At 69.4% G+C, this 18,660-nt stretch carries 14 protein-coding genes and 4 pseudogenes; 7 read left to right on the top strand and 11 right to left on the bottom strand.

Going from position 1 to position 18,660, the window contains the following annotated elements:
• Positions 1 to 27: 27 nt before the first annotated feature.
• A pseudogene (locus ACFJI0_RS20785) lies at positions 28 to 1,740 on the bottom strand (PAS domain-containing protein); the annotation flags it as partial.
• Between the two features lie 51 nt (positions 1,741 to 1,791).
• Entirely contained in the window at positions 1,792 to 3,294 is a 1,503-nt protein-coding gene (locus ACFJI0_RS20780; RefSeq protein ID WP_382322160.1) for an FAD-linked oxidase C-terminal domain-containing protein, read from the bottom strand.
• Positions 3,295 to 3,502: 208 nt separating this feature from the next.
• Between ACFJI0_RS20780 and ACFJI0_RS20775 the strand changes: the two genes are divergently transcribed.
• A complete protein-coding gene (locus tag ACFJI0_RS20775) occupies positions 3,503 to 3,925 on the top strand; it encodes an Hsp20/alpha crystallin family protein (protein WP_382322159.1) in 423 nt (140 codons plus the stop codon).
• 24 nt (positions 3,926 to 3,949) lie between these two features.
• On the opposite strand, the gene ACFJI0_RS20770 is transcribed toward ACFJI0_RS20775, so the two are convergent.
• Together ACFJI0_RS20770 and purU are read right to left on the bottom strand one after the other, a co-directional pair.
• Positions 3,950 to 4,819 carry a LysR substrate-binding domain-containing protein gene (locus ACFJI0_RS20770; protein WP_382322158.1) on the bottom strand — a complete coding sequence of 290 codons (870 nt, stop codon included), beginning with the start codon at positions 4,817 to 4,819 and terminating at the stop codon, positions 3,950 to 3,952.
• Positions 4,820 to 4,904: 85 nt separating this feature from the next.
• Positions 4,905 to 5,753 carry a formyltetrahydrofolate deformylase gene (purU, locus tag ACFJI0_RS20765; protein ID WP_382322157.1) on the bottom strand — a complete coding sequence of 283 codons (849 nt, stop codon included), beginning with the start codon at positions 5,751 to 5,753 and terminating at the stop codon, positions 4,905 to 4,907.
• 124 nt (positions 5,754 to 5,877) lie between these two features.
• Between purU and ACFJI0_RS20760 the strand changes: the two genes are divergently transcribed.
• Entirely contained in the window at positions 5,878 to 7,218 is a 1,341-nt protein-coding gene (locus ACFJI0_RS20760; RefSeq protein ID WP_382322156.1) for an aminotransferase class III-fold pyridoxal phosphate-dependent enzyme, read from the top strand.
• A gap of 84 nt (positions 7,219 to 7,302) precedes the next feature.
• Here the strand turns inward: ACFJI0_RS20760 and ACFJI0_RS20755 are convergent, their stop codons facing one another.
• Positions 7,303 to 8,109 (bottom strand): ChaN family lipoprotein, encoded by an 807-nt coding sequence (locus tag ACFJI0_RS20755; protein WP_382322155.1) that lies wholly within the window; start codon positions 8,107 to 8,109, stop codon positions 7,303 to 7,305.
• A 56-nt stretch (positions 8,110 to 8,165) separates the two neighbouring features.
• On the opposite strand from ACFJI0_RS20755, the gene ACFJI0_RS20750 reads away from it, so the two are divergent.
• Positions 8,166 to 9,236, top strand: a complete 1,071-nt coding sequence (locus tag ACFJI0_RS20750; protein WP_382325761.1) for an AbrB family transcriptional regulator — start codon at positions 8,166 to 8,168, stop codon at positions 9,234 to 9,236.
• A gap of 49 nt (positions 9,237 to 9,285) precedes the next feature.
• Here the strand turns inward: ACFJI0_RS20750 and ACFJI0_RS20745 are convergent, their stop codons facing one another.
• The 3 genes and pseudogenes from ACFJI0_RS20745 to ACFJI0_RS20735 all read right to left on the bottom strand — a co-directional run bounded on the left by ACFJI0_RS20745 (position 9,286) and on the right by ACFJI0_RS20735 (position 11,848).
• Complete coding sequence (locus ACFJI0_RS20745) at positions 9,286 to 9,570, bottom strand: DUF3567 domain-containing protein (RefSeq protein ID WP_382153555.1); 285 nt, start codon at positions 9,568 to 9,570, stop codon at positions 9,286 to 9,288.
• 166 nt (positions 9,571 to 9,736) lie between these two features.
• Positions 9,737 to 10,402 (bottom strand): annotated as a pseudogene (locus tag ACFJI0_RS20740) (DUF3108 domain-containing protein); the annotation flags it as partial.
• Between the two features lie 569 nt (positions 10,403 to 10,971).
• A pseudogene (locus tag ACFJI0_RS20735) lies at positions 10,972 to 11,848 on the bottom strand (IclR family transcriptional regulator).
• A gap of 228 nt (positions 11,849 to 12,076) precedes the next feature.
• Here ACFJI0_RS20735 and ACFJI0_RS20730 point away from each other — a divergent pair.
• Positions 12,077 to 13,084 (top strand): annotated as a pseudogene (locus ACFJI0_RS20730) (fumarylacetoacetate hydrolase family protein).
• Positions 13,085 to 13,093: 9 nt separating this feature from the next.
• On the opposite strand, the gene ACFJI0_RS20725 reads toward ACFJI0_RS20730, so the two are convergent.
• A complete protein-coding gene (locus tag ACFJI0_RS20725; RefSeq protein WP_382322154.1) occupies positions 13,094 to 13,534 on the bottom strand; it encodes a VOC family protein in 441 nt (146 codons plus the stop codon).
• A gap of 85 nt (positions 13,535 to 13,619) precedes the next feature.
• Here ACFJI0_RS20725 and ACFJI0_RS20720 point away from each other — a divergent pair, with 85 nt between their 5' ends.
• From ACFJI0_RS20720 to ACFJI0_RS20710, 3 genes are all read left to right on the top strand, one after another.
• Positions 13,620 to 14,450 carry an enoyl-CoA hydratase/isomerase family protein gene (locus ACFJI0_RS20720; protein WP_382325759.1) on the top strand — a complete coding sequence of 277 codons (831 nt, stop codon included), beginning with the start codon at positions 13,620 to 13,622 and terminating at the stop codon, positions 14,448 to 14,450.
• A 37-nt stretch (positions 14,451 to 14,487) separates the two neighbouring features.
• Entirely contained in the window at positions 14,488 to 15,078 is a 591-nt protein-coding gene (locus tag ACFJI0_RS20715; RefSeq protein WP_382322153.1) for a PhaM family polyhydroxyalkanoate granule multifunctional regulatory protein, read from the top strand.
• 286 nt (positions 15,079 to 15,364) lie between these two features.
• Positions 15,365 to 16,666 carry an FIST C-terminal domain-containing protein gene (locus tag ACFJI0_RS20710; RefSeq protein WP_382322152.1) on the top strand — a complete coding sequence of 434 codons (1,302 nt, stop codon included), beginning with the start codon at positions 15,365 to 15,367 and terminating at the stop codon, positions 16,664 to 16,666.
• Here the strand turns inward: ACFJI0_RS20710 and ACFJI0_RS20705 are convergent.
• Together ACFJI0_RS20705 and ACFJI0_RS20700 are read right to left on the bottom strand one after the other, a co-directional pair.
• Entirely contained in the window at positions 16,630 to 17,907 is a 1,278-nt protein-coding gene (locus ACFJI0_RS20705; protein ID WP_382322151.1) for an MFS transporter, read from the bottom strand. The genes ACFJI0_RS20710 and ACFJI0_RS20705 overlap by 37 nt on opposite strands.
• Positions 17,904 to 18,608, bottom strand: a complete 705-nt coding sequence (locus ACFJI0_RS20700; protein WP_382322150.1) for a ProQ/FinO family protein — start codon at positions 18,606 to 18,608, stop codon at positions 17,904 to 17,906. Before ACFJI0_RS20700 ends, ACFJI0_RS20705 begins: the two co-directional genes overlap by 4 nt.
• Between the last annotated feature and the right edge of the window lie 52 nt (positions 18,609 to 18,660).

The raw sequence follows: 18,660 nt of genomic DNA, 5'->3' as shown, positions 1-18,660 counted from the left end.
TAGAAGCTGCTGGCCATCGGGGAAAGCGCGCTTGCCCTCGAAGCGCTGGATTTCGCCGGACAGCGCGGCGGCCAGGTTCAGGCGCGAGGCCTCGAAATCCTGGGGCCGCGCGATCTGGCTCAGGTGCATGCCGATCAGCTGCTCGGTATCGCCCTGCACCCAGCGCGCGTAGCTGGCGTTGGCGAAGCGGCAGATCAGGTCGCGGTCGAAGAACGCCAGCTGCACCGGCACGCTGTTGGTGATGGCCTGCAGGAAATTGCGCTGTCCCGCGAGGGCGTTCTCGGCGCCCTTGCGTTCGGTGATGTCCACCAGGGTGTTGTTGGTGCGGACGAAACGGCCGTTTTCGTCGACGACCGCGGTGCTGCTGAGCAGGGCCAGGAAGGTGCTGCCGTCGCGGCGGCGGATCGGGAACTCGGCGGCCTCCAGTTTTTCGCCGCGCGTCATGCGCGCCAGGCGCTCGCCGACCAGGTGCTGGTGCTCGGGCGGCACGATGTCGTGGAAGCGCAGCTTGCCGACCACCTCGTCGCGCTCGTAGCCCAGCCAGTCCAGCGCGGTGCGGTTGATCAGCACGAACACGCCGTCGGCGTCCACCGAGTGGTAGCCGCAGGGCGCCTGGTTGTAGAGGGCCTGGGCATCGCGCAGGGCCTGGTGGATGCGCTCCTTGGCTTCGGCCAGTTCGTCGGTGCGTTGCCGCACGCGGGCTTCCAGCTCGACGTTGAAGCGCTGGATCTCTTCCTGCTGCTGGTGCAGCGCGGTGATGTCGCGCGAGACGGCCAGCACCATCACGGGCCGGTTCTGCGCATCGCAGATGGGGGTGACCACCGTGTCCCACCACTTGGGTGTGCCCTTGAAGGTGTTGCCGAACGCCACGAAGCGCGCGCTCTTGCCCTGGCGCGCGCTCTCCAGGGCTTCGCGCGAGAGCAAGGCCCCGTCGTCCGGCCACCAGGTGACCCATTCGCTGTTGCGCACCTGTTCGAAATCGTCCACCTCGACCAGGCGGCAGCCCTGGGCCGTCATCTGCACCACGCGGCCTTGCAGATCGAGCACCTTGGTGCAGTCGGGGCTGCTGGAGATGATCTGGCGGTTCAGCTCGTCCTTGATGCGCGCGTCGGCTTCCAGCGTGCGCATGGGCGTGATGTCCTGCATGAAACCGAGCTGGTTGACGACGGCGCCGTTGGCATCGCGCAAGGGTGCGTTGCGCACCAGCACATGGACCACCTCGTTGCCCGGGCGCACCAGGCGGAACTCCACGCTGAGCGTTTCGGCCTCGGAGATCGCCCGAAACCAGTGCTGCTGCACGCGTTCCAGGTCGTCGGGGTGCACGCGGCTGAACCAGCCGAAGTTGGGGAAGTCCTGCTTCTTCAGCGCGAAGATCGCCTGCAGCTGCTCGTCCACGTGGGTGAGCACGCCCGCGTGGTCGGTGCGAAAGACGCCGATGGGAAAGACGCTCGCCAGGGCCGAGAACAGCGCTTCGTATTCGATCTGCGCGGTGTGCGGAGCCCGGTCCAAGGCGGCCGCTTCCAGCGCGGTTTCCAGAGGCAGTGGCAGGTTGGCCTGGCGCTTCAGGTCGGTGCTGTCGGGCTGGCCGCTGAGCCGCTGCGCGTAGCTGCGGCGCAGGTGCTCGTTCTCCGCTCGCAGGGTTTCCAGCTCCAGAAGCAACGCACGCTCACGCTCCACAGCCGAGCGTTCGGTTCTGTGGCTGTCAACGCGTTTGTCCTCCGAGGGAAAAAGGGTGCTCATCCGGCACAACTGTACCCCAGGGCCCTCTTTCTCCAGCGTGATATTTGACAGCTAGAAACGCGGTAGCTCAGGGTGCGCCAAAGCCCCCGCGCGCACCAGCATCCGACCGTATTCAGCACAACGTTGCAGGGTCGGGATGACCTTGCCCGGATTCAGTAGCCCATTGGTATCAAAGGCCCGTTTGACGGCGAACATCTGGGCGTTTTCCTCGGCGGAGAACTGGACGCACATGCTGTTGAGCTTTTCCACGCCCACGCCATGTTCGCCGGTGACCGTGCCGCCCATGGCGACGCTGGTCTCCAGGATCTCGGCACCGAACAGTTCGCAGCGGTGCAACTGGTCGGCGTCGTTGGCGTCGAACAGGATCAGCGGGTGCAGGTTGCCGTCGCCCGCATGGAACACGTTGGCGCAGCGCAGCCCGTGCTTCTTCTCCATCTCGGCGATGGCCAGCAGGATGTCGGCCAGGCGCTTGCGCGGAATGGTCGAGTCCATGCACATGTAGTCCGGGCTGATGCGCCCGCTCGCCGGGAACGCGTTCTTGCGCCCGCTCCAGAAACGCAGGCGCTCGGCTTCGTCGCGGCTGACCGCGATGGCGGTGGCGCCGCATTGGCGCAGCACCGCGCTCATGCGGCCGATCTCTTCTTCCACCTCCTCCGGCGTGCCGTCGCTCTCGCACAGCAGGATGGCTTCAGCGCTCAGGTCGTAGCCCGCGTGCACGAAGTCCTCCACCGCCGCGGTCATGGGCTTGTCCATCATTTCGAGGCCGGCCGGGATGATGCCGGCCGCGATCACCGAGGCCACCGCGTCGCCGGCCTTTCGGATGTCGTCGAAGCTGGCCATGATGCAGCGCGCCAGCAGCGGCTTGGGCACCAGCCTGACCGTGACCTCGGTGGTGACGGCCAACATGCCTTCGCTGCCGATCACCAGGGGCAGCAGGTCCAGGCCGGGTGCGTCGAGCGCGTCGCCCCCGAAAGTGACGGGCTCACCCTCGACGGTGAAGCCGCGCACGGCCAGCACGTTGTGCAAGGTCAGGCCGTACTTGAGGCAGTGCACACCACCCGAGTTCTCCGCCACGTTGCCGCCGATGGTGCAGGCGATCTGGCTGCTGGGGTCGGGCGCGTAGTACAGGCCCTGCGGGGCGGCGGCTTCGGAGATCGCGAGGTTGCGCACGCCCGCCTGCACGACCGCGGTGCGCGAGCGCGGATCGATGCGCAGGATGCGGTTGAACTTGGCCAGCGACAGCGTGACGCCCAGCGCGTGCGGCATGGCACCGCCCGAGAGCCCCGTGCCCGCGCCGCGCGCCACCACCGGCACGCCCAGGCCGTGGCAGGCCTTGAGCACGGCAGCGACCTGGCCCTCGGTCTCGGGCAGCACCACCACCAGCGGGCGCTCGCGGTACGCGGTCAGGCCATCGCATTCGTAGGGCACCGTGTCCTCGGCCTGCCAGAGCAGTGCGTGCGCCGGCACCACGGCCTGCAGCGCGCGCACCACGTCGGCCTGCCGTTGCGCGCGTTGCAGGGAGGTGTTTTCGGCGGGGCGGGCGGGTGCGTTCATGTGGGGCCGGTGCGGGTCGGATCAAGGGCCGCTCCAGTCTAGGCCAAAGCTTGCGTGCCGGATTGAAGAAACTTGCAGCGCTTTGTGAACGCTTCGGCGGGCGGTGACGAAGGGCCCTTGAAATCGGCGGGCGGTGGCATCAAGTTGTGTTCACCGCAGGACGCCTGTCGCGCCCTGGAACCTCATCATCCATCAGGAGTTTCTTGCCATGAACAGCCTCATTGCCCGCCGTGGTTTTCTCGACGACTTCTTCAACGACGTCGCTCCCGCCTTCTACGTCAAGCCGCTGCACGGCGACGGCCTGCCGGCGCAGATCCGCGTCGATGTGAAAGAGACGCCCGAGGCCTACACCTTGCAGGCCGAAGTGCCCGGCGTGTCCAAGGACGACATCCACGTCAACGTCGACGGCAAGCTGGTGACCCTGCGCGCCGAGATCAAGCAGCAGGACAGCCAGACCGAGGGTGGCAAGCTGCTGCGCAGCGAACGCTACTACGGCGCCGTCTCGCGCAGCTTCCAGCTGCCGGTCGACGTGGACAACAGCGCCGCGAAAGCGAAGTACGAGAACGGTGTGCTGCAGCTCACGCTGCCGAAGAAGACCGCCGCCGCGGCCCAGCGCCTGGCGATCGAATAAACCCGCGATCCGCCGCCGGGCTCGTCAGTTCACGCTCTTCTTGAGCCACTCGGCGAACGCCGCGCATTCCCACCGCTCCATCGCACCGGCCTGCCAGCACAGGTAGTGCGCATGGGGCGATGGGATGTTGCGTGCCGAGATGCGTTCCAGCGAGCCGTTCTCGATCCAGGGCGCGCCCAGCTTGAGGCGCACCAGGGCGACGCCCAGGCCTTGAGCCGCGGCATCGCACATCAGCCCGATGTCGTTGAACGACGAACCCTCGACCGGCTCGGGCCAGTCGAGTTCGTGCGCCGCGAACCAGGTGCGCCAGGGTTCGAGCGGGCTGCGCAACAGGGCGGCGCGCTGCAGGTCTTCCACCGTGTCGAACGGGCCGTTCTCGCGGATGTAGGCGGGAGACGCCAGCGGCGTCACTTCGTCTTTGAGCAGGCAGATGTGCTCCACGTCGGCGTAGCGGCCGGTGCCGTAGCGCACCGTGAGGTCGGCGTCCTCGGCGACCACGTCCAGCAGCGGGATCGAGACCTGCAGCGTCAGGTCGATCTCCGGATAGGCCTCGGTGAACTGGCGCAGGCGCGGCATCAGGATCGAGCGCGCGAAAGTCGGTGTGACGGCCAGCTTGAGCTTGCGTTTTCCCGGCGCCGTGTTGCCGCCCGGAAAACGCTGCAGGATGCCCAGGCCTTCGCGCACGTGGGCCAGGTATTCGCTGCCCTCGGTGGTGAGCGAGAAATCGGCGCGGCCGAACAGCTTGGTGCCCAGGATCTGCTCCAGCTGGCGCACGCGGTGGCTCACCGCGCTGGGCGTCACGTTCAGTTCCTCCCCCGTCTGCGTCACGCTGCGCAGGCGCGCCAGCGCCTCGAAGGTCAGCAGGCACTGGATGGGAGGAATCCGGATGGTCATGGCGCCCCCACGCTCCACCGCTGACGCGTGGTCGCTGCCCCCCGAGGGGGCTGAGCGGCCTTGGGGCGGCCCTGCGGCATCGCGTTCACTTGAACACCACGGTCTTGTGGCCGTTGAGCAGCACGCGGTGTTCGCTGTGCCATTTCACGGCGCGCGCCAGCACCTGGCTTTCGGTGTCGCGGCCGCGCGCGGTGAGGTCTTCCACCGCGTCGGTGTGGTCCACCCGGGCCACGTCCTGCTCGATGATGGGGCCTTCGTCGAGGTCGGCCGTCACGTAGTGGGCGGTGGCCCCGATCAGCTTCACGCCCCGGTCGTGCGCCTGGTAGTAGGGCTTGGCGCCCTTGAAGCTGGGCAGGAAGCTGTGGTGGATGTTGATCGCCTTGCCCGAGAGTTCGCGGCACAGGTTGTTGCTGAGCACCTGCATGTAGCGCGCCAGCACCACCAGCTCGGCGCCTTCGTTCTGGATGATCTCCAGCTGCTTGGCCTCGGCCTGCGGCTTGGTGGCGGCGGTCACCGGGATGTGGTGGAAGGGCACGTTGTAGCTGGCCGCGAGCTGGTAGAAGTCGCGGTGGTTGCTGATGATGGCGCGGATGTCCAGCGGCAGCAGGCCGCTCTTCCAGCGGAACATCAGGTCGTTGAGGCAGTGGCCTTCCTTGCTGACGAAGATGACGGTGCGCACCGGCTCGGCCAGCGGGTGCAGGCTCCACTGCATGGCGAACGGTTCGGCGAACAGCTTCAGGTGCAGGCGCAGGTCGTCCTGGGTGAGCTGGCCGCAGGCGAACTGCACGCGCATGAAGAACAGGCCTGTGGCGTGGTCGTTGTACTGCGCGGCTTCTTCGATGTTGCCCCCGTGCTCCAGCAGGAAGCCGGAAACGGCGTGCACGATGCCCGGGCGGTCCGAGCAGGACAGGGTAAGAACGTAGGTGTGATTCATGGCGTGCGAATTGTCGCAGCAAGGCGCGGTGGGCCTGGCCGAACCCGGCGCAATGGAGCCCCTGGAGGCGGGAGGCGGTGACAAAATGCCGCTTCCCCGTCCTTTTGCCGCAGGAGACGCCCGCATGGCCTACAACGATTTCCGCATGGACAACCAGTGGTTGCCCTTCACGCCCAACCGCAGTTTCCAGAAAGACCCCCGGGTCTTCGTGGCGGCCGACGGCATGTATTTCACGACGCACGACGGCCGCCAGGTCATCGACGGCATTTCCAGCCTGTGGTGCGTGGGCGCCGGCCACAACCGCAAGCCGATCAACGAAGCCATCAAGCAGCAGCTGGACACGCTGGACTACAGCACCGCCTTCAGCGTCAGCAACGACAAGGCCTTTCGCGCCGCCGAGATGATCGCCGCCATGGCGCCGGGCGACCTGAACAAGGTGCTGTTCTGCAACTCCGGCAGCGAGGCCGCCGACACCTCGATGAAGGTGGCGCTGGCCTACCACCGCGCGCGCGGCGAAGGCCACCGCAACATCTTCATCGGCCGCGAGCGCGGTTACCACGGCGTGGGCTTTGGCGGCATGAGCGTGGGCGGCATCCCGGCCAACCGCAAGGTCTACGGCGCCGCCCTGCTGCCGCGCGTGGACCACCTGCGCTTCATCCACGACCCGGTCAAGCACGCCTACGTGCACAACACCGAACCGGTGTGGGACGAAGACCTGCTGCTGGAGCTGGAGAACCGCATCCTGCCGTTGCACGACCCCAGCAACGTGGCGGCCGTGATCGTCGAGCCCGTCGCCGGCAGCGCGGGCTGGTACGTGCCGCCGCAGGGGTACCTCAAGCGCCTGCGGGAGATCTGCGACAAGCACGGCATCCTGCTGATCTTCGACGAGGTGATCACCGGTTTCGGCCGCCTGGGCACGGCTTTCGCGTCGGACTACTACGGCGTGCAGCCCGACATGCTGAATTTCGCCAAGGCCGTGACCAACGGCGTGTTCCCGCTGGGCGGCGTGGTCTGCACCGACCGCATCTACGGCGCCATGATGGGCGCGCACGGCAGCGCGCCGGACCACGCCATCGAGTTCTTCCATGGCTACACCTACTCGGGCCATCCGGTGGCCTGCGCGGCGGCCATCGCCACGCTGGACCTGTTCCGCGAGGAAAACCTGTTCGCCCGCGCGGGCGAGATGGGGCCGGTGCTGGGCGACGCGATGCACAGCGCGCTCAAGGGCTTGCCCCACGTGATCGGCATCCGCAGCCTCGGGCTGGCGGCCGCCGTGGAGCTCACGCCGCAGCCGGGCCTGCCCGGCAAGCGCGCGTTCGACGTGTTCATGGACTGCTACCACCGGGGCGTGCTGGTGCGCAACGCGGGCGACAACCTGGTGTTCGCGCCGCCCTACATCGTCGATCGCGCGCAGATCGAGACCATGGTGGGCACGCTGGCCGACGCGATCAAAAGGCTGGGGTAACCCCCCTGCGCCGCTGGCGCGGCTTCCCCCCGGTGGGGGACGGCACCTGGGGCCGGCGGAGCCGGACCCTTGGTGCCCCTGGATTCAGCGCTTCATCTGTTGGCGCAGTTCGGCGCAGTGGTCGCGCGGGGGCAGCGCGGGGGTCTGCCACACCGCGTCGGCCGGCGGTGCGCTGGCGTCCTTGGAGGTGCCGGCCTGCGCCATCACCACCTTGTGGCCCACGGACGCGGGCAGGTGCAGGGGCACGCCGAGGTCTTCGCGCACATGGCCGTTGCCGGCCACCAGCAGCACCGTCTTGCCCGGGATGAGGGCCTGCGTGGCCGTCTGCGCCATCGACCGGTCGCGCGCGAGCTGGATGCGGGTCATGGGCGCGATCTGGCTCTCGGGCAGCAGGCCGCAATGGCTCTCGCGGATGCCGTCGCGCTGGCGCTGCAGCACGCTCTCGCTCACCAGGCCGTCCAGCTCGGCCTGGCCCATGGTGCCGCGCATCTGCGCGCGCGGCAGGTTGCCGCCGATCACGGGCACGCCGCTGCGCACGGCGGCCATCACCACCGGGCCGTACACCGGCCAGGGCCAGCCGCTCTGCTCGGTCCAGCCCAGGGCCTCGCGCACGCGCGCCTCGTCGGCGTCGCTGGGCAGGCCTTGCGTGCTGCGCCCCTGTTCGATCATTTCCATCACGACCGCGCCCAGCTGGTCGCGCCGGGCCAGGGCCAGCACCACGTCGCGCTGCAGGGCCTGGTGTTCGGCGGCGTCGTGTTGCTCGCCGAGCAGCAACACCGGCGCGGGCAGCACGCGGTCGAGCAGGGCCGGCACGGTGGTGGGTGGGCGGTGCGCGCAGGCCGCGAGCAAGGACAGGCCCAGGGCAATGGCGACAGCGGTTCGACAGGTCATGCGTGGATACTAAGCGCACCCGAGGCCCCTTCACCTTCCCTTTCCGCGTGTCCTTTCTGCCTGTCTGGCGGCCCGATTCGTGGCCGCGCGTCTGCCTCACCCTGACGATCGCCCTGGCCGCCGCCCTGCTGTGCCGCTGGCTGCGCACGCCCATCCCCTGGATGATCGGCCCGCTGCTGGCGACGGCGCTGGTGTCGGTGCTGGGCATGCGCACCGAGAGCTGGACGCCTTTGCGCAACAGCGGGCAGTGGGTGATCGGCACCGCGCTGGGCCTGTACTTCACGCCGGCCGTGGGCGCGCTCGTGGCCAGCCTCTGGTGGGCCATCGCGCTCGGCATCGCGTGGGCATTGGCCCTGGGTCTGGGTTTTGCAGCCTGGCTGCGCTGGCTGCACGCGGGGCATCTGGTGGCCTTGACGCCGGCGGAGCTGCGCTGCACCACCTATTTCGCTGGCGCGATCGGCGGCGCGTCCGAGATGACGCTGATCGCCGAGCGCCAGGGCGCGCGCACCGATCTGGTGGCGGCCGCGCACAGCCTGCGGGTGCTGCTGGTGACGGTCACCATCCCGTTTGCCCTGCAGTTCGGGGGCGTGAGCGGGCTCGACACCGGGGCGCAGGGCGTGCGGGACGTGCAAGCCCTGGGGCTGCTGGCGCTGGCCGGGCTCACGTTGCTGGGCGCGCTGGCGATGCAGCGCCTGGGCCGCGCCAACCCCTGGTTCATGGGCGCGCTGGTGGTCACCATGGTGGTGACCTTGAGCGGACACACCCTGTCGGCCATCCCGCAGAGCCTGTCGAACGCGGCGCAGCTGGTGATCGGTGTGAGCCTGGGCGTGCGTTTCACGCCCACTTTCGTGCACACGGCGCCGCGCTGGCTGGCGTCGGTGGCTTTCGCCACACTGGTGATGATGGGCCTGTGCGCCGGCTTCGGCTGGGTGCTGGCGCAGCTGACGGGTTTGCACCCGGTCACGCTGTTGCTGGGCACCGCGCCCGGCGGCATTGCCGAGATGGCCATCACCGCCAAGGTGCTGCAGCTGGGCGTGCCGGTGGTGACGGCGTTCCAGGTCTGCCGGCTGGTGGCGGTGCTGGTGCTGGCCGAGCCGCTGTACCGCTGGCGCCACGGCCCGACATGAAAAAGGCCGCTGGGGTGCAGCGGCCTTTTTTCAGAGGAAGCGCGTTCGTTCAGTGCATGACCACGGGCATCTGGGCCAGCGTGGCATAGCCCTCGAGCGTGTCTTCCACCTCTTCCTGGGACGGTGTGCTCTGCTGCCAGGCGGTGATCTGGAGCTGGAACATCTCGGCCCAGGAGCCGTCGAGGTACACCTCTTTGCCCGAGCGCTTGTCCACGATCTCGAAACCGTGGCGGGGAATCTGCGGGCCGTCGGCCACTTCGTTGTCGCCCTCGACGGGCGCATTGGCCAGGATGTGGACCACAGCGAAGGCATCCGAGTCGTAAAGCATGTGCATGACTGAAATCCTTGAATAGAAAAAATCTGCGTTCCTGACAACCTTATATCGGCAAATACGCGCCGATTTATAGGTCAGATGCAGCTTTACGTGGCGACGTTCCCCCGGACTTCAAGATGCGTGTCTTTTTTGGCACAGATGGGTGTTTGTCCTACAGGTGTTTGCCTTACGGCATCTGGCTGAGTTGCTGATCGGCCACATCGCCGTTCGACTGTTTCACCCGCAGGCGCACGGGCAGGTGGTGCAGGCTGGGCGCGAGCCACATTTCGACCGTGCTGTCGAATTCCTTGCGCGGCTGGCGCACCAGGTGGCGCACCTTGAATTCGCCCGCTGGCAGCGAAATCGTCGATTCTTCGCCCACGTCGAAGCGCCAGACGGGGGCGTCGCCCGTGCCGGCCACCTGCATGTCCACCGTCTGCCCGGTGGTGTAGGCCTGCGGGCGTGCCTGCAGCAGGCTGGCGAGCTGCAGGAACAGGCTCAGGCGGTCCTGCGCCCCCGGCTGCAGCGGTGCTTCGGGCGCGTTGCTGCTGAAGCGGATGCGCTGTTGCGCCGCATCGAAATGGGCGGCTTTCTCGCTGCGGCTCTTGTCGGCGAAGCGCTCGGGCATCAGGCCTTCGGGGCCGATGCGGCCGATGCTGGTCTGCGAGCGGCTGCCCAGCAGCAGCACGCGCATCTCCATGCGGGCCTCGTAGCGGCCGTCGGCCACGGCCCAGTCCAGCGTGCCCTGGGCCTTGTAGCCGATGCCCTTGACGTTGCCGGTCACGTCGTAGTGCAGGCGGGTGCTGGGCGGCGGCGTGGCGGGTGGCAGGGCGACGGGGGCGCTGGGTTTGCCGTCGGTTGCTGCCGACGGCGTGGTGCCGGTGGGCTCGCTGATTGGGGGTGTTTCGGGCGTGGCAGCAGGCGCCGCCACGGCTTCTGCCGGCGCTTCGGGTGCCGGCGCCGGAGGCTCGCTCACGGCCACTTCCTGCGAAGCGATGGCCGGCGTCTCAGCCGGCGCGAGGGCGACGGCCTCGGCGGGTTCGGGCGCTGCCTGGGCCACGGCGACGGGTTCGGGAACCGGGGCGGGGCGGGCCGTGGGCGCCGCCTTCGGAACGGGCTTGGGCCGGGGCGCGGGTTCGGGGCGCGGCGCGGGCGCCGGGGCGGCGGGCACGATCCAGCGCACGGTGCTCACTTGCACCGGCTGCGGGCGCGCTGCCGGGGTGGAGGCGGTGGCGGGCGGTTCGGCGTTCGCGGCGGATGCACTGGCGCCGGTGGCCGGGGGCGCTGGCGCCCGGGCGGTGTCGGGCAGTTGAAGCGTGATGCCGCCGGCGAGCAGGACCAGGTGCAGGCCCAGCACCAGCGCCACCAGCGCGGTGAGCACCGACCCGCGTGGCGAGGCAGAAGGTGACAAGGGCGTTTGGGTCACGGGCTGGAAGGGGCGGGGCGGTGCCCCAGGTCGGCGCTGAGCTGGCGAGCGCAGCGCAGCAGGGCGGTGGCGGTGGCGCCCTGCCAGTCGGTGTCCAGCGTTGCGCACGGAGCCGAGCACCACCAGGCCCAGCGCGAGCCGGCCCTGGGCGTCGAACACCGGGGCGCAGAAGCCGCCCACGCCGGGCAGCAGGCTGTGCACCACGCGCGCCAAGCCCCGGCGCCGGGTGTCTTCGAGCAGGGCCTGCACCTCCTGCGGCGACTGGGGCACGTCCACCAGGGGCAGATCGCCATGTTGCGGCAGCTTCTTCAGGCGCGCGAGTTCGTCGCGCACCATGGGGGCGATGCGCTGGGCGTCGCGGCCTTCACTGCCCATGAAGGCGGCAAAGCAGCGGCCGGTGGCCGAGGTCAGCAGCGGCATGACGTCGCCCAGGCGCAGGGTGACGGGCACCGTCTGAGGCGCCTCGATCCAGTGCACCATGGTGGGGCCCTGGTTGCCCCACACCGCGATGGCCAGGGTGTGGCCGGTCTCGGCCAGCAGGCCATCGATGCGTTCGCGCGCGAACTTCACGGCGTCGAGGCGCGCGAGGCTGGCCAGCCCGATGCGCAGCGCGGCGGGGCCGAGGTCGTAGCGCGTGCTCACCGGGTCCTGCACCACCAGGCCCATGCGCTGGAAGCTCACCAGGTAGCGATGGGCCTTGGCCGCGCTCATGCCAGCCGCGGCGGCCAGGTCGCGCAGCATCAGGGCACCGTCGGCCTGCGACAGGGCATCGAGCAGCTCGAAGCCCACTTCCACCGACTGGATGCCCGCGCGCAACGGTTCCGCGTCGTCACGGGTTTCGGTGTCGATGGCGGGGCGTTGGGCAACAGGCATGTGAATCAGGGTCACGAAGGTTGGACGGTCGGTCGGGCGGTGGGTTCCCCGGGCCGGTGGCGGGTCTTGCAGCGGTTCACGGGGCTTTCGTCTAGAATCCCGTATTTACGAATAGGTGAATCAATTTCACTATCCGTAATTCAAAGACATCCACCGAGTGTGCCACCGATCCGCCCCCAGGCGGACAATGTGCCCGCTTTGACCCCAACCTGACAGCAGGAGACTTGCATGAAACTCGCCACTTACAAAGACGGCTCGCGCGACGGACAACTGGTGGTGGTCTCCCGCGACCTGAGCACGGCGCATTATGCGACCGGCATCGCCCACAAGCTCCAGCAGGCGCTGGACGACTGGAACTTCATCAGCCCCCAGTTGCACGACCTGTACGTCACGCTCAACCAGGGCAAGGCGCGCCACGCCTTCCCGTTCGACCCCGCCCAGTGCATGGCCCCGCTGCCGCGCGCCTACCAGTGGGCCGACGGCTCGGCCTACATCAACCATGTGGAACTGGTGCGCGCCGCGCGCAACAGCGAAGTGCCGGCGTCGTTCTACACCGACCCGCTGATGTACCAGGGCGGCAGCGACGACTTCATCGGCCCCTGCGAAGACGTGGTGGTGGCCAGTGAAGACTTCGGCATCGACTTCGAGGCCGAGATCGCCGTCATCACCGGCGACGTGCCCATGAGCGCCACGCCCGAGCAGGCCTTGGAGGGCGTGCGCCTGCTGATGCTGGCCGAACGACGTGTCGCTGCGCAACCTGATCCCGGCCGAACTGGCCAAGGGCTTCGGTTTCTTCCAGAGCAAGCCGGCCACCGCGTTCAGCCCGGTGGCGGTCACGCCCGACGAGCTCGGCGACGCCTGGCAGGGTGGCCGCGTGCACCTGACCATGCAGTCGACCTGGAACGGCCGCAAGGTCGGCATGTGCGAGGCCGGCCCGGAGATGACCTTCCACTTCGGCCAGCTCGTGGCCCACATCACCAAGACGCGCAACGTGCGCGCCGGCTCCATCGTGGGCAGCGGCACGGTGAGCAACAAGGGCACGGACGTGGACGGCCGCAAGGACTGGCCCAAGGGCTACAGCTGCATCGCCGAGAAGCGCGCGATCGAGACCATCCTGGACGGCCAGCCCTCGACCGCCTTCATGAAGTTCGGCGACACCATCCGCATCGAGATGAAGGGCAAGGATGCCAGTCCGTGTTCGGCGCGATCGACCAGAAAATCGCGCCGCTGGCCTGAGGCCAGCGTTCAAACAGCGTAGACCTGCTCGATCGACGCGAAGCCCTTGACCTCGATCGGGTTGCCGAAGGGGTCGCAGAAGAACATCGTCCACTGCTCCCCGGGCTGCCCCTCGAAGCGCACCTGGGGTGGCAGCACGAAGTCCACGTCCGCGGCCTGCAGCCGCGCGGCCAGCGCTTGCCACTCCGGCAGCAGCAGCACCAGGCCGAAGTGCGGCATGGGCACCAGGTGCTCGCCCACGCGGCCGGTGCGCTGCGTCTTCAGCGGCTCGCCCAGGTGCAGCGAGATCTGGTGGCTGAAGAAATCGAAGTCCACCCAGGTGTCGGTGCTGCGGCCCTCGGCGCAGCCGAGCACGCCGCCGTAGAAGCGGCGCGCCGCGTCCAGGTCGGTGACGTTGAAGGCGAAATGGAACAGGCTGCGGGTGTGCAGCGCAGCGGTGGACGGGTTCATGGCCGCCAGCATAGACGCTGGCGCGCGGTCGAGCACAATGACCGACAGAACCCCAGCCCTTCAGGAGACCCGCATGAGCAGCCCCGTGGACTACAGCCGCTACCAGACCCTCGCCATCACCCGCCGCGGCCCCACCGTGGACGGCGTGCCTTCCGTGCTCGACATCCAGATGCGCGCCGACGGCCCGGGCGGCAACGGCAAGCTGCCCACCGCCGGCCACGATCGCCACTGGGAGCTCAGCGAGATCTGGCGCGACGTGGGGCGCGACGACAGCGTGCGCTGCGCCGTGTTGCGCGGCAGCGGCATGGGTTTTTCCGGCGGCGGCGACCTCGCGCTGGTGCAGGACATGGCGACCGACTTCGAGGTGCGCACGCGCGTTTGGAAGGAAGCGCGCGACCTGGTCTACAACGTCATCAACTGCGACAAGCCCATCGTCAGCGCCATGCACGGCCCGGCCGTGGGCGCGGGCCTGGTGGCCGGCCTGCTGGCCGACATCTCGATCGCGGCCAAGAGCGCCAAGATCGTCGACGGCCACACGCGCCTGGGCGTGGCGGCCGGTGACCACGCGGCCATCGTCTGGCCCCTGCTGTGCGGCCTGGCCAAGGCCAAGTACTACCTGATGTTGTGCGACCCCATCAGCGGCGAGGAGGCCGAGCGCATCGGCCTGGTCTCGCTCGCGGTGGAGGACGCGGCCCTGCTCGACAAGGCCTATGAAGTGGCCGACCGCCTTGCCAGTGGCAGCCAGACCGCGATCCGCTGGACCAAGTACTCGCTCAACAACTGGCTGCGCCAGGCCGGCCCCGCGTTCGACACCTCCCTGGCGCTCGAATTCATGGGTTTTGCCGGGCCCGATGTGCGCGAAGGTGTGGCATCCTTGCGTGAGCGCCGCGCACCCCGCTACGGCGTGGACGGCTGAGACAGACAAGACCTAGACGGCACGACAGGAGATCTCCATGAGCGACGCCCCCGGCAGCGGTTTCGGCAAATTCGTTCCCGGCTTCGAGTTCCTGCAGAACCTCGCGGGCCAGGCGGCCGGCGGGGTGGCGCAGGGCATCAGCCAGAACATCCCGCAGTTGCCCAACCTCGGCAGCTGGGTGGCGCCCACCTTCAACGTGGAAGACCTCGAGAAACGCATCGAGGAACTCAAGGCCGTGCACTTCTGGTTGGACCAGAACGCCAAGGCGCTGGGGGCCACCATCCAGGCGCTGGAGGTGCAGAAGATGACCTTGTCCACGCTCAAGACCATGAACTTCAGCATGGGCGATGTGCCAACGCGCTCAAGATCAAGGCCGCCGACACCCTGGCCGGCTTCACCGGTTCACCCGCCGCCGCGCCCACGCCGTTCGCCGGCCTGGAAGTGCCGCCGCGCACCTACGGCACCCCTGCCGAGCCCGAAGCCGCGCCTGCGCCGGCGCCGCGCAAGAAGAAGCCGGCCCGCAAGACGGCGGCCACCGCCGCGCCGGCCGCCGGTGGCGTGGTGGACCCGATGCAGTGGTGGGGCGCGCTGTCGCAGCAGTTCCAGCAGATCGCGAGCAACGCGATGAAAGACGCTGGCCAAGCAGACCGCGCTCGATACCACGCGGCAAGTCGCCAGCGGCCTGACCGACCAGGCCCTGAAGACCGCCACCGGCATGGCCGGCAAGGCCGCCCGGGGCGTGGGCCGCGCTGCCGCGCGGGCGGTGGCTCGGCCGGCCGCCAGCCCTTCTGCCCAGCGCCCTGCCGCGAAATCCGCCGCCAAGCCGGCCGCCAGGAAGGCCCCGGCCCGCAAGGCCGCCAGCCGACGTTGAACCTCCCACGCCGCCGTGTTCGCGGCGCGCCGCCTTTTTTCTCATGAAACTCTTTCCTTACGCCCACGCCACCCACCCGCAATGGCGGATGGCCGCCGCTCTCGTGCTCGCGCAACTGCGCGCGCAGATGGCGCTGCCCGAATACGCCAAGTCGCCCTGCCTGGGGCTGCTCTACATCACCGACCACTACGCCGACGAAGCCGAGGCCATCCTCAAGCACCTGAGTGCCGAGCTGTCGTCCGAGGCGATCGACTGGGCCGGCACCGTGGGCGTGGGCATCGCGGCCAACAACGTGGAGTATTTCGACGAGCCCGCGATGTGCGTGATGCTGTGCGATCTGCACCCGGGCCAGTACCGTGTGTTCAGCGGGGTGGCGCCACTCTCCACGAGTGGCCGGCCGGCGATCGCCGACCGTTTCGAGGCGCACACGGCGCTGGTGCATGCCGACGGCGGCACGCCCGAGCTGGCCGAACTCATTGCCGAAATGGCCGAGCGCACGCGCAGCGGCTACGTGTTCGGTGGGCTGGCGGCGAGCCGGCACCAGAGCGTGCAGTTTTCGCTCAGCAGCGCGGGCACCCTCGACGGCCAGGGCGCGGCCAGCGGGGTGTTCCATGGCGGCCTGAGCGGCGTGGCCTTCGGGGCGGACGTGGGCCTGGTCTCGCGCGTCACGCAGGGGGCGCAGCCGGTGGACCGCGAGCGCACGGTCACCGCGTCCGACGGCAACCTGGTGCTGATGCTCGACGACGAACCCGCGCTGGACGTGCTGCTGCGCGAGCGCGTGATCTCGCTGGAGCAACCCGAAGAAGCCATGCCGCGCCTGCGCGCCACGCTGGTGGGGCTCTCGCCGCCGCTGCCCGAGCACAGCGCGTCCTCAGCGCCCGCCCCGCGCGTGCGCGGCCAGTTCGGCACCGAGGTGCTGGTGCGCCACCTGATCGGCCTGGACCCGGGGCGGCGCGGCATCGCGATTGCCGACGTGGCGCCGGTGGGCACGCGCCTGGCCTTCTGCGAACGCAACGCCGAGGCCGCGCGCGCCGACCTCGTGCGCGTGTGCGCCGAGGTGCGTGAAGAGCTCGAACCCGAAGAGCTGGGCCTGTCGATGGCGACGGCGCTCTCGTCCACCGACGTGGAGGCCGGCCCGCATGCCGCGCGTCGCATCGCCGGGGCGGTGTACGTCAGCTGCTCGGGGCGCGGCGGGCCGCATTTCGGCAGCCCCAGCGCCGAGCTTCAGGTGGTGCGCCGCGCGCTCGGCGATGTGCCGCTGGTGGGTTTCTTCGCCGGTGGCGAGATCGCTCACCACAGCCTCTACGGTTACACCGGCGTGCTCACCGTGTTCACCATGCCCTGAGACGACCGGCCCAGGCCGATGCCGCGCGCCCGCGCGCGCCGCAGCAGGAAGAACACGATGCTGACGTTGAGCAGGTTGAAGCCGATGCCGTTGAGGAAGGCGGCCTGGTAGGAGCCGGTCAGGTCGAAGATCGCGCCCGACATCCAGCCGCCCAGCGCCATGCCCAGCAGCGTGGCCATCAGCACCGTGCCCACGCGCACGCCGGCCTGCATGGGCGCGAAGTGCTCGCGCACGATCAGGGCGTAGCTCGGCACGATGCCGCCCTGGAACAGGCCGAACAGGCCGGAGATCAGGTACAGCGGCACCAGGCCATCGAAGGGCAGGAACATCAGCAGCGCCACGCCCTGCAGCACCGAACCCAGCAGCAGCGTGCGCAGGCCGCCGATGCGGTCGGAGATCCAGCCGGAGATCAGCCGGCTCGCCACGCCCATGCCCAGCATCACCGAGAGCATCTCGGCGCCGCGCGCGGCGCCGAAACCCAGGTCGGTGCAGTAGGCCACGATGTGCACCTGCGGCATGGACATCGCCACGCAGCACGACACCCCGGCCACACACAGCAGGGCCTGCAGCGTGCCGGGCGACAGGCCGAGCGGCCGATCGCCTTGGGCGACGGTCGCGCTGGCGGGCGCAGCGACCGGCACCGGCGCTGCTTCAGGAGGCGGGCGCCGCCGCAGCACCAGGGCCAGCGGCAGCATGGTGAGCAGGCAGAACACGCCGATGAAGGTGTAGGCCTCGCGCCAGCCGCCGTGGTCGATGAAATGCTGCGTCACCGGCGGCCAGATCGCGCCAGCCACGTAGTTGCCGCTCATGCAGATCGCCAGCGCGATGCCGCGGCGCCGGTCGAACCAGCGTGAGGTGTCGGCCACCAGCGGCGCGAAGGTGGCCGAGGTGCCGAGCAGGCCGATGAGCAGGCCTTGCGCCAGGCTGAACTGCCAGAGCGTGGTGGCCGCACCGGCGGCGATGAAACCCAGGCCCAGGCCGACGGCGCCACCGAGCACCGGCACCATCACGCCGAAACGGTCGGACAGCTTGCCCATGAGGATGCCGCCGACGCCGAAGCCCACCATGGTGAGCGTGTAGGGCAGCGAGGCGGCGCCGCGATCCACCCCAAAGTCGGCCTGGATGCGAGGCAGCACCACGGTGACCGAGTACATGCCCACGCCGCCCAGCGTCATGAGCACGAGCGAGACGACCAGCCGCCACCACGCGTAGGGTGATTCGGTGGTCGTCGCGGGGCTCATGCGGCGCGGGGTGTCTGGCGGGCGCGGGCGCGCTCCAGCGTGCGCCGGGCTTCGTGCACCGGCATGCCGTACATGTCGGCGAAGGCCTCCACCGTCTGCCCGCTGGCGTCGAAGGCGCGCAGCAGGGCTTCGTCGCGCGCGGCGCGGCTGGCCGCTTCGGCCAGGGCGTCGGCGGTGATGGCGTTGACGGTCTCGTCGCGCCCCATCACCAACGTGGCGTAGGCCTCACGGCCCAGGCCCGAGGCCTCGAAGGCCTGCACGATGCGCTGGCGCAGCTTGGGGACCAGGTCTTCCGGCGAGCGGCCCTGGCGGCGGCGGAAGACCTCGATCAGCGCATGGTGCACGTGCTCGGGCGCCAGGGGCTCCACCGGCTGGCCGGCGAGGTCGTGGCGCGGCTGGCCCGAGGCCACCACGGTCAGGTAGCGCGACGAGCGGGTGTGCAGGGCCAGCGCGGCCTTGAGTCCTTCGGCGTCCAGCACGCCTGGGTGGGCGTCGAGCAGGTCCTGGTAGATGCCGCGCTTGAGCGGCTTGAGCACCTCGCCGAAGAGGCCGGGCGCGAGCTGGGCCAACTGGTCGAGCACCGGGTGCTGGCGGGGTGGGCGCGCATCGGTGCGTGGGGCCTTGTTGCGCGGGGCGCCGCGGCGCGCCCGGGCCGGTTGGGCGGTCGCGGGCGCGTCGGGCGGGATGGTGGCTGTGTTCATGGCTGGGAGTGGGGCCGGCAGCGGGGCTGCGAAGTCCGACATCATGCCAGTG

The organism is Hydrogenophaga sp. UC242_53 (assembly GCF_042696965.1).
Taxonomy (GTDB): domain Bacteria; phylum Pseudomonadota; class Gammaproteobacteria; order Burkholderiales; family Burkholderiaceae_C; genus Hydrogenophaga.
Note: the sequence above shows the minus strand (reverse complement) of the source record. Positions and strands in the feature narration are given on the sequence as shown.